General features: G+C 46.3%; 14 protein-coding genes (1 of these 14 running past the window's edge). 10 read left to right on the forward strand and 4 right to left on the reverse strand.

What is annotated here, in order from left to right:
- Positions 1 to 4 precede the first annotated feature (4 nt).
- Positions 5 to 1,438 carry an Asp-tRNA(Asn)/Glu-tRNA(Gln) amidotransferase subunit GatB gene (gene gatB, locus LEUMU_RS0122305; RefSeq protein WP_022954521.1) on the forward strand — a complete coding sequence of 478 codons (1,434 nt, stop codon included), beginning with the start codon at positions 5 to 7 and terminating at the stop codon, positions 1,436 to 1,438.
- Positions 1,439 to 1,465: 27 nt separating this feature from the next.
- Positions 1,466 to 2,335, forward strand: coding sequence for an Hsp33 family molecular chaperone HslO (hslO, locus tag LEUMU_RS0122310; protein ID WP_022954522.1), 870 nt, complete (start codon positions 1,466 to 1,468; stop codon positions 2,333 to 2,335).
- Here hslO and LEUMU_RS0122315 read toward each other — a convergent pair.
- The 3 genes from LEUMU_RS0122315 to LEUMU_RS0122325 all read right to left on the reverse strand — a co-directional run bounded on the left by LEUMU_RS0122315 (position 2,332) and on the right by LEUMU_RS0122325 (position 6,673).
- On the reverse strand, positions 2,332 to 3,129 hold the full coding sequence (locus LEUMU_RS0122315; protein ID WP_022954523.1) for a DeoR/GlpR family DNA-binding transcription regulator: 798 nt from the start codon (positions 3,127 to 3,129) through the stop codon (positions 2,332 to 2,334). The genes hslO and LEUMU_RS0122315 overlap by 4 nt on opposite strands.
- Positions 3,130 to 3,247: 118 nt before the next feature.
- Positions 3,248 to 4,543, reverse strand: a complete 1,296-nt coding sequence (gene rhaI, locus LEUMU_RS0122320) for an L-rhamnose catabolism isomerase (protein WP_022954524.1) — start codon at positions 4,541 to 4,543, stop codon at positions 3,248 to 3,250.
- A 15-nt stretch (positions 4,544 to 4,558) separates the two neighbouring features.
- Positions 4,559 to 6,673, reverse strand: a complete 2,115-nt coding sequence (locus LEUMU_RS0122325) for a bifunctional rhamnulose-1-phosphate aldolase/short-chain dehydrogenase (RefSeq protein WP_022954525.1) — start codon at positions 6,671 to 6,673, stop codon at positions 4,559 to 4,561.
- A gap of 268 nt (positions 6,674 to 6,941) precedes the next feature.
- On the opposite strand from LEUMU_RS0122325, the gene rhaS reads away from it, so the two are divergent.
- The 6 genes from rhaS to LEUMU_RS27350 are packed head-to-tail and all read left to right on the forward strand — an operon-like array spanning position 6,942 to position 13,246.
- The gene (gene rhaS / locus LEUMU_RS0122330; protein ID WP_022954526.1) at positions 6,942 to 7,937 is read left to right on the forward strand and encodes a rhamnose ABC transporter substrate-binding protein; all 996 of its coding nucleotides are present in this window, start codon (positions 6,942 to 6,944) and stop codon (positions 7,935 to 7,937) included.
- Positions 7,846 to 9,558 carry a sugar ABC transporter ATP-binding protein gene (locus tag LEUMU_RS0122335; RefSeq protein ID WP_211223052.1) on the forward strand — a complete coding sequence of 571 codons (1,713 nt, stop codon included), beginning with the start codon at positions 7,846 to 7,848 and terminating at the stop codon, positions 9,556 to 9,558. The genes rhaS and LEUMU_RS0122335 overlap by 92 nt, the downstream gene beginning before the upstream one ends.
- Complete coding sequence (locus LEUMU_RS0122340; RefSeq protein WP_022954528.1) at positions 9,542 to 10,525, forward strand: ABC transporter permease; 984 nt, start codon at positions 9,542 to 9,544, stop codon at positions 10,523 to 10,525. Before LEUMU_RS0122335 ends, LEUMU_RS0122340 begins: the two co-directional genes overlap by 17 nt.
- A 10-nt stretch (positions 10,526 to 10,535) precedes the next feature.
- The gene (locus LEUMU_RS0122345) at positions 10,536 to 11,528 is read left to right on the forward strand and encodes an ABC transporter permease (protein ID WP_022954529.1); all 993 of its coding nucleotides are present in this window, start codon (positions 10,536 to 10,538) and stop codon (positions 11,526 to 11,528) included.
- A 3-nt stretch (positions 11,529 to 11,531) separates the two neighbouring features.
- Positions 11,532 to 11,846: an L-rhamnose mutarotase gene (gene rhaM, locus LEUMU_RS0122350; protein WP_022954530.1), complete on the forward strand. Its 315-nt coding sequence runs from the start codon at positions 11,532 to 11,534 to the stop codon at positions 11,844 to 11,846.
- On the forward strand, positions 11,843 to 13,246 hold the full coding sequence (locus tag LEUMU_RS27350) for an FGGY-family carbohydrate kinase (RefSeq protein ID WP_022954531.1): 1,404 nt from the start codon (positions 11,843 to 11,845) through the stop codon (positions 13,244 to 13,246). The genes rhaM and LEUMU_RS27350 overlap by 4 nt, the downstream gene beginning before the upstream one ends.
- On the opposite strand, the gene bcp is transcribed toward LEUMU_RS27350, so the two are convergent.
- A complete protein-coding gene (bcp, locus tag LEUMU_RS0122360; protein WP_022954532.1) occupies positions 13,243 to 13,713 on the reverse strand; it encodes a thioredoxin-dependent thiol peroxidase in 471 nt (156 codons plus the stop codon). The genes LEUMU_RS27350 and bcp overlap by 4 nt on opposite strands.
- A 175-nt stretch (positions 13,714 to 13,888) precedes the next feature.
- Between bcp and dapA the strand changes: the two genes are divergently transcribed.
- Together dapA and bamC are read left to right on the forward strand one after the other, a co-directional pair.
- A complete protein-coding gene (gene dapA, locus LEUMU_RS0122365; RefSeq protein WP_022954533.1) occupies positions 13,889 to 14,773 on the forward strand; it encodes a 4-hydroxy-tetrahydrodipicolinate synthase in 885 nt (294 codons plus the stop codon).
- Between the two features lie 18 nt (positions 14,774 to 14,791).
- Positions 14,792 to 15,016, forward strand: partial view of an outer membrane protein assembly factor BamC gene (bamC, locus tag LEUMU_RS0122370; protein ID WP_022954534.1) — the 5' portion only. Its footprint extends 408 nt past the window's final position; only the first 225 of its 633 coding nucleotides appear in the window; the start codon lies at positions 14,792 to 14,794; its stop codon lies beyond the right edge, outside the window.

Here is a 15,016-nt window from a genome sequence, read left to right on the forward strand (position 1 = left end):
TACGATGGAATGGGAAACAGTAATCGGATTAGAAATCCACGCGCAGCTTTCGACGAAAAGTAAGATTTTCTCCGGCTCCTCAACCGCGTATGGCGCAGAGCCAAACACGCAAGCCAATGTGGTTGATTTGGCGATGCCGGGTGTTTTGCCGGTGCTTAACCGTGAAGCCGTTCGTAAAGCCGTGATGTTTGGTTTAGCGATTGATGCGGATATCGCACCTTACTCGGTATTTGCCCGTAAAAACTATTTCTATCCTGATTTGCCGCAAGGCTACCAGATCAGTCAATTTGATAAGCCGATTGTTGGGCTGGGTCATTTGGATATCGAACTGGAAAACGGTGAAACCAAGCGTGTCGGTGTAACTCGTGCGCATTTGGAGCAGGATGCGGGTAAGTCTTTGCATGAAGATTTTGCAGGACAAACCGGAATCGACTTGAACCGTTCAGGTACGCCATTGTTGGAAATCGTTTCTGAGCCGGAAATGAGCAATGCCAAAGAAGCCGTCGCGTATATGAAGAAGATTCATTCGCTGGTTCAGTATTTAGGCATTTGCGACGGCAATATGCAGGAAGGTTCGTTCCGTTGTGATGCGAACGTGTCTGTGCGCCCCAAAGGCCAGAAAGAATTTGGAACCCGTGCTGAGCTGAAAAACATCAACTCCTTTAAGTTTGTTGAGCGCGCTATCAATATAGAAGTGGAGCGTCAGATTGATCTGATTGAGTCCGGCGGTACCGTGGTGCAGGAAACACGCTTGTTTGATCCCGATAAGGATGAAACACGCTCCATGCGCTCAAAAGAGGAAGCTAATGACTATCGTTACTTCCCAGACCCTGATTTGCTGCCAGTAGAAATCACGCAGGCGTTATTAGCTGAAGTGCGTGCTGAGCTGCCAGAGTTACCAGAGCAAAAGAAGCAGCGCTTTATGGACGAGTTCAAACTGAGTGAGTTTGATGCGTCAGTACTCACTGTTAGCCGTGCTTTGGCAGAATATTTTGAAGTTGTCGCTGCGACGACGAATGAGCCTAAATTGTCTGCAAACTGGGTGAGTGGCGAGTTAGCCAGTTACCTGAATAAGCAAGATATGGCTGTCGAAGATTCACCCGTCAGTGCTGAGCAACTCGCTAGTTTGATTGCACGCATTATCGATAACACCATCTCCGGCAAAATTGCTAAAGATGTGTTTGAAGCAATGTGGAATGGCGAAGGTACACCGGATGAGATTATTGAGGCCAAAGGGCTGAAGCAAATCACCGATACTGGCGCAATTGAAACCTTGATTGATGGCATTATCGCAGCAAACCCTGGCCAGTATGAGCAGTACCGCTCGGGCAAGGATAAGTTGTTTGGCTTCTTTGTCGGGCAGGTCATGAAAGAGTCCAAAGGCAAGGCCAATCCTGCTGAAGTAAATCGCCTGCTAAAAGCTAAGCTGGATGCCTAAGCGCATCCGCTGATAAGAGAATTGAATATGGATAAAATTTACCGCTTCCTGATTGATGATGCCAATGTTCGTGGTGAATGGGTGCAGTTGGAAGAGACTTGGAAAACATTGAAGGCTTGCGCAGAGTATCCTGCGCCAGTTCAGCAAATGTTGGGCGAGTCGCTGGCGGCTGTGTCATTACTGGCAGCAACCATTAAGTACAAAGGCACGCTGGTGTTTCAGATCAGTGGCGGACATCCGATTAGCATGTTAGTGGTACAAGCTTCGTCTGATGGCAAGCTGCGCGGAATGGCGCGCTGGAAAGACGACTTCACAAAAGATGAGTCTATCAATGGCTTGTTTGGTGAGAATGGCCGTATCGTTATTACGGTTGAGCCGGAAGAGGGTAAAGGTGAGCGTTACCAGAGTATTGTTAATCTGGATGGTGAAACCTTGTCTGATTGTTTGGAAGCATATTTTGAGCAGTCCGAGCAGTTGAAAACGCGTTTGGAATTAGCGGTTGGTGAAACGTCAGTTTCTGGTTTGCTGGTTCAGCGTTTGCCGGGCTCTGTTGAAGATAAGGATGGCTGGAATCGCGTAAAAATGCTGACAGAAACGGTCACCACTGAAGAGTTGTTGACGCTGGATGTGGAAACCATGCTGCATCGCCTGTTCCATGAAGAAACATTGCGTTTGTTCGATGGCGAGCCACTCCGTTTTGAGTGCAGTTGTTCACAGTTGAAAGTGGATAATATGTTGCTTGGGCTAGGACGTGAAGAAGCAGAAGACACTCTGAAAACACAGGGCAAGATTGAAGTAGACTGTGATTTCTGTAATGCGCACTATGTCGTGGATGAAATCGACTTAGAGCGCATTTTCTCAGAAGGCTTGATCGCAGGAAATGATAGCGTGCATTAATGCGTTTGGTGCTCTGAGGAGGCGACGATTACTTCGATCCCAGCCTTCTCAAGCATCTTCACTGAATCTGGCTTAACGCCATTATCTGTAATCACGGTATCGATTCTATCCAGAGGGCATAGGATCAAACTTCCAAACGTTTCAAACTTACTGCTATCGACCAGTACGATTAATTGCTCTGCTTGCTTCAGTAGCTTCTGCTCCGCTTTAATCAGCAAAGGGTCTGCCTCAATTAAGCCCTGTTGGCGTATGGCATAGGCTCCAATAAACATTTTCGACGCGTAAAAATGATCAACTGCTGTGTCATCTTCATACGGACTCAGGATGATATTTTGTGCGCGATAAACTTCCCCGCCTGGCAGTGTGACTTGATTATTCGACCGGCGAAGCAAGTAGTCGGCCATCGTAAATGAGTTGGTTAGTATGTGAAGGCTGCGGGCCTCCAAAAACTCGGCCATGCGGTAGGTACTTGTCCCACCGTTAATAATAATCGACTCCCCATCCTGACACAGTGCCGTCGCTTCACGGGCAACCGCTCTTTTTTCTTCCACATGCAGCGTTTCATTATTATTGAATGAGTTGCCAGCTAAGCGGGGAGGGGCAGGTGTTTTGTCTGTTACAACTTCAATACCACCCCGGATTTTCTGAGCCAAATTTGCCGCTGCTAAAGTATTAATATCGCGACGGACCGTGGCAATCGAGGCATCGAGTGCAGTTTCTAATTCATGCACTGTCACAATAGATTGTTGTGAGAGCATGTTTAGAATTTTTTTGTGCCGCTGTCGTTCGTTCATTGTATGTCTCAGTCAATGCGAGTTGAAAATTGTAGCATATTGACGGAAGTTGATTCTAAATGATTTTATTCAGTCAATACTGCCAATGTAACGAATTACATTGGCAGTGTACTCGCGATTAAACGATGCCAGAGCTGGTTGTTTTACTGGCAGGACGTTCTTGTGCGCAGGTTTGACGGTAGCCACTGGCGCGGTAAGTGCCGAGTGTGTCGATTGCACCTCCAGAGCGTTGTCGGGCCATCTGCAAGATAGGCTCAACATCCAAGTTGTAGGCGGCTTTTAACGTCGCTTGAGCCATCATCGCATCATTTCCGTCCTGATAGTTACCCAGTGCTGTACGATCAACTATCAATGCTTTCAGGTATGCACGTTGCACTTCAGCAGCACTGTAAATCAAGCTCTCAATCGGGTCGGTGACATTATGTGATTGATCCAACATGTAGAAAGGCGAGAAGTCAGTAGACTCGTTTTCAATATCAACCAATTCATTAAATACAAGAAATAGCTGGTAAGGGTTGATTGAGCCACTATCTAAGTCATCATCACCATACTTGCTGTCATTAAAGTGGAAGCCACCTAATTTTCCGAACTGGGATAAGCGTGCCACAATCATCTCGATGTTCACATTGGGAGCGTGATGACCAAGGTCCACCAGTGACTTACAGCGCTCACCGATTTCCGTCGCCGCTAAGTAGCTGCTACCCCAGTCCTGAATGACGGTTGAGTAAAACGCAGGCTCAAATATTTTGTGTTCAAGTAGCATGCTCCAGTCTTCGGGTAGTTCAGCATAGATTGCTTTTGTGCTTTCAATGTAGCGAGCAAAGGCACGTGAAAAGTGTTGCTGGCCTGGGAAGTTGGAGCCATCCCCCACCCAAACTGTCAGCGCATTGGAGTTTAGCTTTTTACCTAACTCAATTACGTCAATATTATGCGTAATGGCTTGCTCGCGTGCCGCTTCTTCAGCATTGCAGAGGCTGCCGTATTTGTATGAGTGTGCCTGGTCTAGCTGATCCTGAAAGGTATTTGAGTTCATGGCATCAAAGTGCATGCCACGAGTTTGTGCATAATCCAACAGTTCCGAAGGATCTGAAGGGGTATCCCAAGGAATGTGCAGAGATATGCCCGGCGTTGCTTGGCTTAACTGCTGTACAACAGAGCAGTCTGATACCTTTTCAAAAATATTTCGTGGCTCACCAGGGCCAGGGAAGCGTGCAAAGCGAGTACCGCCGGTGCCCAAGCCCCATGAAGGTAGCGCAACGCTAAATGCTTGTGCCTTAGCGGTTAACTCCTCAATGTCCAGACCTTGGCGCTCCAGCTTGTTACCCATTGCGGCATAGTCATCATTGAGTGCTTGTTGTTGTTTTGCATTTTGCTCATCAATGAACTGCTGATCAATATGTGTCATGTTACTCATAGTGATTCTCTCCTCTTATCGTGTGAATGACGGTGCATGGCCTGCATCGACATTAAGAATATTTCCGGTGGATTTTGCTGAGGTGTCAGCCGCGAAAAAGTAAACGCCTTCAGCGATATCCTCAGGTAGAACATTAAGCTTTAGCAGGCTACGTTGACGGTAGTGCTCTTCCAGCTCATTGGTTTCCATATTATAGGCACTGGCGCGTTCTTCCTTCCATTTGCCACTCCAGATCTTGGAACCGCGCAGTACCGCATCAGGGTTTACGACATTGGTACGAATGCCATGCGGTGCACCTTCAAGGGCTACGCAGCGTGCTAACTGAATCTCAGCGGCTTTTGCTGTGCAATAAGCGGAGGCGTTAGCTGAAGCGACTAAGCCATTTTTGCTAGCAATAAAGACGACGGCTCCACCCATTTTCTGCCCTTTCATTAACGAGAATGCAGCGCGTGAAACTAGGAAGTATCCAGTGGCTAGAATATTTTGATTAAAGTTCCAGGACTCTAGTGTGGTTTCGTCTAATGGAGATGATGAAGCAATTCCTGCATTAGAAACTAGTATATCTAGTCCACCAAAGCGTAAGCTTGAGTATGCAAAGGCTTGCTGGACTTGCTCCTCTTTTGTGACATCCATCTTAATTCCGGCCACGACATCTTTGCCAAATGCCGCTTCAAATCCTGCGACTGTTTCTGTCAGGCTTGCTTCATCAATATCTGTGAGGAGTACACAAGCACCTTCCTTTAACAGGCGCTCGGCGGTTGCTTGGCCGATACCGCCAGCGCCACCAGTGATTAAGGCAATTCGACCAGCAAGTGCTTTCGGTTTGGGCATGCGCTGCAGTTTTGCTTCTTCCAGCAACCAATATTCAATATCAAACGCTTCTTGCTCTGGCAGGCCCATATACTCGCTCACACCCGATGCACCGCGCATAACATTGATGGCATTCACATAAAACTCGCCAGCAATTCGGGCTGTTGCTTTATCTTTAGCAAAAGTCAGCATGCCTACGCCGGGAATGAGATAAACAATGGGGTTGGCGTCGCGAACTGCAGGGCTATTATCATGCTTGCAACGATTATAGTAAGCATTGTAGTCGTCACGATACTGTTCTAAGGCAGCATCCAAGCCTTCAATTACTGAAGACAGGTTGGCTGTTTCCGAGTCAAATTGGCTAGGATCAAAGTCAACAACAAAAGGTTTGATTTTTGTGCGTAGGAAGTGATCAGGGCAGGAGGTGCCGAGTTCAGCTAGCGCCTGTAATTCCGCGCTATTAACAAACTCCAGCACTTCATCACTATCATTAAAATGACCTAGCTGACGTTGATGTTCGCTAGTTTTTCCACGAATGATAGGCATTAACTGGCTTGCCACTTGTTGACGTTGCTCTGCCTGTAGCGAGCTATGAACAGCACCACCAAAGGCTGCTTTGCCTTCTAACTGTTGGTCTAACCATACTTGCGCACGATTGATCATTTCTAGTGATGTCTCATAACACTCTTTGGCGCTATTCGCCCAAGTAAATAAGCCATGTGCTTCTAGCACGACACCTTTTAAATGTGGGTTTTCAGTGGCAATCTTTTCTAATTCAAGACCAAGTTGGTAGCCAGGTCGTCTCCATGGGAGCCAGCCAATGTCGCTGCCATAAATTGTTTCCGTTAGATCGCGGCTGTTTTTGCTGGCCGCAATTGCAATCACGGCATCTGGGTGTAAGTGGTCTACGTGGCTAAAAGGAACATAGGCATGTAATGGTGTGTCGATACTGGCTGCCCGTGTGTTTAAGTTGAATGTGCAATGCGGTAAATAGGCAACCATTTCATCTTCATGCTCTATGCCGCGATAGAGTTGTTTCAAGCCTTTGAGCTTGTCCATATAGAGCGTGGAAAACCCATCTAGCCCCATACTTCCAATATCGCCACCGGAGCCTTTAACCCAAAGCACCTCGGTTTGCTCACCTGTCAGTGGGTCGGTGCACTGTATTTTTGATGAGGTATTTCCACCGCCATAGTTGGTGACTCTCATGTCTGAGCCAAGCAAGTTGGACCGGTATTGTAATAGCTCAGGTTCATTAAGTTTTGCAGCGGCAGCGTCGTCCCATAGATTTGGAATTAGCTTTTCTGACATTGTGCTCATGATGATCTTCCTCTGTTTATCAATAGTTATCCAGATGGGCTGTCTCACAGTCCGATGGGTAAATAGTCGTTGCCAATTTCTTAGCGTGATCTAAATATACAGCAAATAAAATCAAAACCAATCAAAATAATTCATAAAAAATCAATTTTATCTTGTCATGCCAAAATGATTGAGGCATATTTATAAGCGGAAATTGTCGATGTTTAGGGTTAGCCACTAGGTTTTACGGGCTAGAGCTTAAGCATTTTTTATCTGGAGGAGAGTAACAATGAGATTGAAAAAACTATTTACAGCGACGACTTTGGCTGTTGCCTTATTTGGTACAACAGTGGCTCAAGCTGAAGATGTACGCATCGGCTTGGTTGTAAAAGCGCTAGGTATTGGCTTTTTTGAAGCGGCTAATAAAGGCGCTGAAGAAGCAGCTAAAGAGTTGGGTGATGTAGAGATTATCTATACCGGCCCAACGAGTACGACTGCAGAAGGTCAGATTGAGGTGCTTAACTCACTCATCGCTCAAAAAGTCGATGCGATCGCTGTATCAGCCAATGATACGGATGCGCTAGTCCCCATCCTAAAAAAAGCACAGCAACGCGGTATTAAGGTTGTTTCTTGGGATTCAGGTGTTGCAGAAGCGGGGCGCCAAGTTCACTTAAACCCATCCAGTAACTCGCTGATCGGCGAGATGAATATTAAGCTTGCGGCCGATGCGCTTAAAGCAATGGATATCGAAAAAGGCGAGATTGCCATTCTCAGTGCAACCCCAACGTCAACCAACCAGAATATCTGGATTGAAGAAATGAAAAAGGTGCTCCCTAATTATCCTGGGCTTGAGCTTGTAGCAACGGTCTATGGCGATGATTTAGCGGATAAAAGCTATCGTGAAACCAAGGGCTTGCTCCAAACTTATCCTAACCTGAAAGTTATTGTTTCTCCTACGTCTGTAGGAATTGTTGCGGCTGCTCAAGCGGTTGAAGATGCCAAGAAGCTTGGTCAGGTCTATGTAACAGGATTGGGCTTGCCGTCTGAATTGGCAGGTCATGTTAAAGCCGGCTCTGTTGAAAGTTTTGCGATCTGGAATCCCATTGACTTAGGTTATGCAGCAACCACCATTGCGTATAACTTGGTCAAGGGAAAAGCCACTGATACGGAAGTGAGTATGGGCCGTATGGGCGTTGCAAAACTGGAAAAAGATGGTAGCGCAGCGATGTCGGACCCGTTTGTCTATGACGCATCGAACGTTGATGAGTTTGCGGAAATATTTTAAGTCTTTTGATTTAATTCGATTGAGAATAAATGGGGCTGGCATGCGTATTGGTGGCCCCTTTTTCTCAGCTTCCTCAATTAAGACAAGGAACGACGGAAATACTATGAGTGATTCCCATCCTATATTTTCCCTTAGGGGTGTCAGTAAATCGTTTCCCGGTGTCAAGGCTTTAGATCAGGTTCAACTTGATTTATACCCCGGCCAAGTGACGGCTTTAATCGGTGAAAATGGTGCTGGAAAATCCACACTCGTGAAGTCAATGACGGGTATTTATAAACCTGAAGAGGGAGAGATCCGCTTTAATGGTGAGCTGATTAAGTTAAATAGCCCTGGTGACGCAAGGCGCTTGGGGATTACTGCGATTCATCAGGAAACTGTTCTGTTTGATGAGCTAAGCGTGACGGAAAATATCTTTGCCGGACATTATGTAACGGATAAGCGTACTGGCGCTTTGAGTTGGATGGTTATGCATAATCTGGCTCAGCATATTTTAGATAGTATCGAAGCACCGATTAAGGCGAAGAGCTTATTAAAGAATCTCAGTATTGGCCAGCGTCACATGGTCGCCATCGCCCGCGCATTATCATTCGATGCGGAAGTCGTGATTTTGGATGAGCCAACGGCTGCGCTTTCTCACCACGAAATAGAAGAGCTTTACAAAATTGTTAACCGACTAAAAAAATCGGGTCGGGCAATTATGTTTATCACACATAAATTTGACGAAATATTTACCATTGCTGACCGTTACACCGTCTTCAGAGATGGCACTTATGTTGGTGAAGGAATGATTAAAGATGTCACCGAGAAAGAACTGGTGACAATGATGGTAGGCCGCACAGTTGACCAAGTATTTCCTAAAGAACAGGTTGAGATTGGTGAGGTGGTTCTTGAGGTTGAAGCATTAAGCCATCCTACTGAGTTCGATGATATTAGTTTTAATTTACACCGTGGAGAAATTTTAGGTTTCTATGGGTTAGTTGGTGCAGGGCGCAGCGAGGTCATGCAGGCACTATTTGGTGTGGCGAAAAACGTTACCGGAAAAATTTCAGTCAAGGGTGAGGCGGTTGATATCAAGTCGCCCGCAGATGCGATTAAGGCTGGAATTGCTTATGTACCGGAGGAGCGGCAAAGTCAGGGCGTGATTCTGGAGTTACCCATTTATCAAAACATTGGGTTACCGCAATTATCGGGCATTAACGCTAAAGGCTTTTTAGATAATACCGCAGAGTATTCATTAGCGAGTCATTACGCCCAGCGCTTACAAGTTAAAGCGCCAAATTGGAATGAAAAAGTTGAAAACCTCTCGGGAGGTAATCAGCAAAAGGTGGTGATTGGGAAGTGGCTTGCCACAAAACCAGCCGTCATTATTCTGGATGAGCCAACCAAAGGAATCGATATTGGTTCAAAAGCAGCGGTTCACGCCTTTATGTCGGAGCTTGTGAAAGAGGGGTTGGCAGTGATTATGGTGTCATCGGAATTACCCGAAATAATGGGGATGTCAGATCGCATTATTGTTATGAATGAAGGTTTGATGGTTAGCCAGTTCGAACACGATAAATGCACTGCGGAAGCTATCGTTCATGCAGCTACAGGAGGGAGTCATCATGCTGAGTCTGCTTAAAAGTCGTGAGCTTTTATTGGGGCTGCTCATCGTAATGATGACTGGTCTCATCGGTATGGTTGCGCCGAAATTTATAGCGCCCGGAAACCTATTATCTGTTTATACCGATACCTCGATATTGATCATTCTAGCCCTGGGTCAGATGTTGGTGATTTTGACACGTTGCATCGATTTGTCAGTTGCAGCGAACTTGGCGATGACCGGAATGGTGATGGCTATGTTGAACCATAGTTATCCGGATCTGCCTGTTTTGCTATTGGTGCTCGCCGGGTGCTTGCTAGGTTTGGTGCTGGGAATGATCAACGGCCTGATGGTTTGGAAGCTAGGCATTCCCGCTATTGTGGTGACCTTGGGAACCATGAGTATCTACCGAGGCATCATTTTCTTATTTAGCGATGGCGCGTGGGTGAATGCGCATGAAATGTCAGAGGACTTCATCGCTGCGCCCCGAGCCGTGATCTTCGGTCTGCCTGTTTTAGGTTGGATATCCCTGATCTTCATTGCCATCATGCTCTACTTTGTGCGATATCGCCGCCTTGGTCGTGAGATTTATGCGGTAGGAAACAATCCAACAGCAGCCTTTTATATCGGTATTGATGTCGGTAAAACGCAGTTCATTGCATTCAGTATTTCAGGTCTGTTAGCAGGGCTTTGCGGTTATCTTTGGGTGTCACGCTATGCGGTTGCTTATGTAGATGTTGCCAATGGTTTTGAGTTGCAGGTAATCGCAGCGTGTGTGATTGGCGGCGTTAGTATTATGGGAGGGATTGGTACGGTTTTAGGTTGCGTGCTTGGCGCATTATTTTTAGGTGTTATCAATAATGCCTTGCCAGTCATTGGCGTATCACCTTTCTGGCAGATGGCCATTTCAGGCTTGGTTATTATTCTTGCAGTTATCGCCAATTCGCGCTCAGAGAAAAAGTCTGGCCGGATCATTTTGAAAAAAAATACTCAAGCGAAGCAATAAGGAGTTTGCGATGGAAACGAACGTCAATATAAGTGATCGCTTACCTAAAGTGGGTTTTGCCAGTCGCATTCTTTCATGGGAGTTTTTCCTATTACTATTTACGCTGTTGGTATTTGTATTAAACAGCTATGCCTCACCGTATTTTCTTGATCCCTGGAACTTATCCGATGCAACCTTCAACTTCACTGAAAAGGCGATAGTGGCATTACCTTTGGCAATGCTGATTATTTGCCGGGAAATCGATTTGTCAGTGGCGTCGATCATCGCACTTGCCTCTGTGAGCATGGGGTTGGCAGCGGAAGCCGGTATGGGAACGCCAGCTCTGGTATTGATCGGTTTAGTGGTTGGAACACTTTGTGGTTTAGTCAATGGCTTGCTAGTTACGCGTTTTGAAATCCCATCCATTGTTGTCACCATTGGTACTATGAGCCTATTTCGTGGGCTCACTTATATCATTTTAGGGGATGATGTACTGAAAAATTACCCTGATAGCTTTGCTTGGTTTGGTCAAGGTTATGCCTGGGGGATGCTTAGCTTTGAGTTTGTGCTGTTCTTGGCACTGACGGTTGTGTTCTATGTGTTGCTTCACAAAACTAATTTTGGTCGCCGCACTTATGCTATTGGCAATAACCCGACCGGTGCATTTTTCTCGGGGATCAATGTTAACCGTCACCGCTTAGTGTTGTTTGCTTTGGTTGGTCTTATTGCCGGCTTGGCTTCTGTTTTGCTCACTGCTCGCTTGGGCAGTACTCGTCCTACCATCGCGCTTGGCTGGGAGCTGAGCATTATCACTATGGTTGTGCTGGGTGGCGTGAGTATTTTGGGTGGTTCGGGAACCATCATCGGCGTGTTTATTGCTGTGTTCCTTATGGGGTTAGTGACCTTTGGCCTCGGGCTGTTAAATGTTCCGGGTATTGTCATGTCTATTGTGGTTGGAGGTATGTTAATTGGTGTCATTGCGACGCCCATCCTCCTAAATAAATTCATTAGAGCGAGGCGGTGATATATGCAACAAGCATTTGTGATGCAGCTTCGAGCTGGTTTTGAAGCAGAGTACCAGCAACGACATGATGAGATTTGGCCTGAGTTGACGGCATTATTGAAACAGTATGGCTTTAGCCACTATTCGATTTATTTACACCCGGAGACTTTGCAGTTATTCGGCACGGTGACCATTCCGGATGACTTTAATCCCGAGTTATTGAAGCAAGAACTGGTGATGCAACGGTGGTGGAAATGCATGGCTCCTTTGATGGAAACACGAGCCGGTAGTAATGAGCCTGCTTCGACTGAGCTCACACGAGTGTTCTTTATGTTATGAGTATTAAATCTACTGATGTGATCGCGGTGCTGGATATTGGGAAAACCAATGTTAAATTCAGTATCGTGGACAGTGTTTCCCAAGCCGTTTTGGATATTCAAAAGACGAGCAATAGTGTGCTGACTGATGGGCCTTATCCCCATGCAGATGTTGAGCGAATTTGGCTCTGGTATTGCGAGTGTCTGAAGCAGGCGGCTACTCAATTTACGATTCGTTCCTTAGGCTGCACAACGCATGGTGCGACTGGTGTTTGTTTGGGTGCAGGTCAGTTGGCGTTTCCGGTCGTTGATTACGAGGCAGACTTATATGACTCGATTGATGCGGAATACTCGTTACTGCGGCCTGACTTTCAAGAGACATTTAGCCCCGACCTTCCTAAGTCGGGCTTAAACCTTGGTAGGCAGGTTTACTGGCTTTCTCAAACGTTTCCTGAGGAGTTTGCTCAGGTCGATACGTATTTAATGTATCCACAGTATTGGGGGTGGCGACTATCTGGCAGAGCAGTTAGCGAAGTGACTTCATTAGGTTGTCACACTGATCTTTGGAATCCGTCAAATAGTAGGCTTTCGTCATTAGTGGCATCAATGGAGTGGTCCGGGTTATTTCCTCCGTTGTTAATGGCAGGAGAGAGCCTTGGGACTGTTAAGCCTGAGCTGGCAAAAGCATTGGGTCTGCCAGCTGACTGTCAGGTAATTAATGGTTTACATGATAGCAATGCCTCTTTAGTCCCGTACTTGCTGGAGAAGCAAAAGCCGCTAACGGTGATCTCTAGCGGCACATGGGTTATTATGGCGGGGATTGGCCTCCCGTTGGATTGCCTGAAAGAGCAAGATGACATGTTGGCAAATGTCAGTGTGCTTGCTGAGGCGGTCCCCTCAATCCGGTTTATGGGAGGTAGGGAGTGGGATCACTTAAAAGAATCCATGATTTGCGACTTACATGATTTGGAGCGGGTGTTGAGTTTGGAAGTCTATGCTTTGCCTGCTTTTAGCAAGCAGGGCGGCCCGTTCAGAAATTGGGAGGGTGAAATCGTCGGCCCTCATCACTTGTTGAGGGCCGATGAAAAAACGGCATTGGCTTCTTTATATTGTGCTTTAGTCAGTCATTATTGTCTTGATCTTTTAGGTAGCTATGGAGCTATCTATATTGAGGGGAGTTTGGCAAAAAATGAAGTGTATAAAGTAGTAATTGAGGCGCTGCGCCCCACGCAGCCATTGTTCATTAGTGAGGACAGTACAGGTACTACTCAGGGTGTGGTGCAACTGATTACCAGACAAACTGCCGAAAATGAAATTATTCGGCAGAATGCGCTTGATGAGTTTGGATCTAAGGTTCAATTGATGAAGTATAGTCAGCGTTGGTTAGAGATGATCAATCGCAGATTGGCTAGTTTAACTTAAAGTGCCTTAACAGCCTCAAGCACAGCATCAGCATGTCCTTTTACCTTCACTTTATCCCAGTGCTCACGCAGTACGCCTTCCTTATCGATTAGGAAGGTGCTGCGGACAATACCCATGTATTCTTTGCCGTACAGCTTCTTTAGCTGAATGACATTAAACAGCTGGCAAACTTCCTCATCGACATCTGAGATTAATTCGAAGTTAAACTCTTGCTTAGCTTTGAAGTTCTCATGACGACGCATGGTATCCTTGGAAACACCAAATACTAATGTGTCATGCGCATCGAATTGATCTTTTAAGTCTCTAAAATTTTGGCCTTCAGTCGTGCAGCCCGGCGTGCTGTCTTTAGGGTAGAAGTAGATCACCAGATTGGATTTACCCTTATAGTCAGAGAGTGTGAAGGTCGTTTCAGAGGTCGCTGGGGCTGTGAAGTCGGGTACCACTTGACCGATTTCCAAAGCAGGCATAATAAGTTCCTTGTTCGGTTTTTGAATGCCGCTAAATTAGCGGATTGTCTTGTTAAATGCCAGAGGCCTTTATTTGTCTTGTGTTTATGATAGGGCACTATTAGACTTTATTTGCTTTATATCTGTATTTTAAGCTCAGCCAGTCTTGGCCGAGTTAACCATGTTGGAGGGTTAGATGTTTCAAGGGAGTATGGTCGCGCTGATTACGCCGATGACAGCTTCAGGTGATGTGGACGAGGCAGCATTAGAAGCCTTAGTCGGTTTTCACCTTGATAATCAGACGGACGCGATTGTGGCTGTTGGAACCACGGGTGAGTCGGCGACGTTGTCACACGAAGAGCACCGACATGTAATTAAACGCGTCGTTGAAATTGTAGCGGGTAAGATTCCGGTCATTGCTGGAACGGGTTCAAATAGCACCGCTGAGGCACTGGAGTTAACAGAAGCCGCTAAACTAGCCGGTGCAGATGCCGCCTTGTTGGTTGCACCTTACTATAATAAACCCAATCAAGAAGGTTTGTTTCGTCACTTTGAAGCGCTGGCTAAAGGCGTGGCGATGCCACAGATCTTATATAATGTTCCAGGGCGTACTGTTAGTGATATTTTGCCCGACACAGTTGATCGTTTAGCCAGTATCAGCAATATCGTTGGTATTAAAGAAGCAACGGGTGATATGGCCCGTGCTAAAGAGTTGATTGATCGCTGTAGTGATCGTATGGCTATCTTTAGTGGTGATGACCCGACCGCATTCGAGCTGATTTTGCTAGGTGGTAAGGGTAATATTTCAGTCACCGCGAATGTTATTCCTCAGTTGATGCATGATATTTGTGCCGCTGCTCTGGCTGGTGATCGCGAATTGGCGCTAGCACTGGATAATAAAGCGAAGCCTCTGCACAAGGCGCTGTTTACCGATCCTAATCCGATTCCGGTTAAATGGGCCTTGGCTAAAATGGGCTACGGACATGTTGATGGAATTCGTTTGCCGATGGTGCCACTAAACCCGTCGTTTGAGGCTGGTTTGTTAGAGGCGCTGCGACTGACGGGTGTCAACATAGATTAATTCTGATAGGTTGCAATTATGAAATATACCTCGCTGCTTTTAGCGACAGGCTTACTGACTGGCTGTTCAGGTTTGAACAATGCCATGGATGTAACGAACCTGATTGACTACAGTGATAATAAATCAGTGAAGGTGTTAGAAATCCCCGCTGATCTTAATACGCCTGATTTTGATAAAACGTATCTGGCAGAGGGCGTTGGTAATTTGCCGCAGTCGACTGTGAGAGTCAGTGATCGTGTGCCG

Source organism: Leucothrix mucor DSM 2157 (assembly GCF_000419525.1).
In the GTDB taxonomy this organism is placed as follows: domain Bacteria; phylum Pseudomonadota; class Gammaproteobacteria; order Thiotrichales; family Thiotrichaceae; genus Leucothrix; species Leucothrix mucor.

What these genes read in the sequence shown, in the direction of transcription:
- bcp (WP_022954532.1), bottom strand. Translation starts at nt 13,713, where the DNA reads ATGCCTGCTTTGGAAATCGGTCAAGTGGTACCCGACTTCACAGCCCCA.
- LEUMU_RS0122325 (WP_022954525.1), bottom strand. Translation starts at nt 6,673, where the DNA reads ATGAGCACAATGTCAGAAAAGCTAATTCCAAATCTATGGGACGACGCT.
- LEUMU_RS0122345 (WP_022954529.1), top strand. Translation starts at nt 10,536, where the DNA reads ATGGAAACGAACGTCAATATAAGTGATCGCTTACCTAAAGTGGGTTTT.
- LEUMU_RS0122340 (WP_022954528.1), top strand. Translation starts at nt 9,542, where the DNA reads ATGCTGAGTCTGCTTAAAAGTCGTGAGCTTTTATTGGGGCTGCTCATC.
- LEUMU_RS0122315 (WP_022954523.1), bottom strand. Translation starts at nt 3,129, where the DNA reads ATGAACGAACGACAGCGGCACAAAAAAATTCTAAACATGCTCTCACAA.
- rhaM (WP_022954530.1), top strand. Translation starts at nt 11,532, where the DNA reads ATGCAACAAGCATTTGTGATGCAGCTTCGAGCTGGTTTTGAAGCAGAG.
- hslO (WP_022954522.1), top strand. Translation starts at nt 1,466, where the DNA reads ATGGATAAAATTTACCGCTTCCTGATTGATGATGCCAATGTTCGTGGT.
- dapA (WP_022954533.1), top strand. Translation starts at nt 13,889, where the DNA reads ATGTTTCAAGGGAGTATGGTCGCGCTGATTACGCCGATGACAGCTTCA.
- LEUMU_RS27350 (WP_022954531.1), top strand. Translation starts at nt 11,843, where the DNA reads ATGAGTATTAAATCTACTGATGTGATCGCGGTGCTGGATATTGGGAAA.
- rhaS (WP_022954526.1), top strand. Translation starts at nt 6,942, where the DNA reads ATGAGATTGAAAAAACTATTTACAGCGACGACTTTGGCTGTTGCCTTA.
- gatB (WP_022954521.1), top strand. Translation starts at nt 5, where the DNA reads ATGGAATGGGAAACAGTAATCGGATTAGAAATCCACGCGCAGCTTTCG.
- rhaI (WP_022954524.1), bottom strand. Translation starts at nt 4,543, where the DNA reads ATGAGTAACATGACACATATTGATCAGCAGTTCATTGATGAGCAAAAT.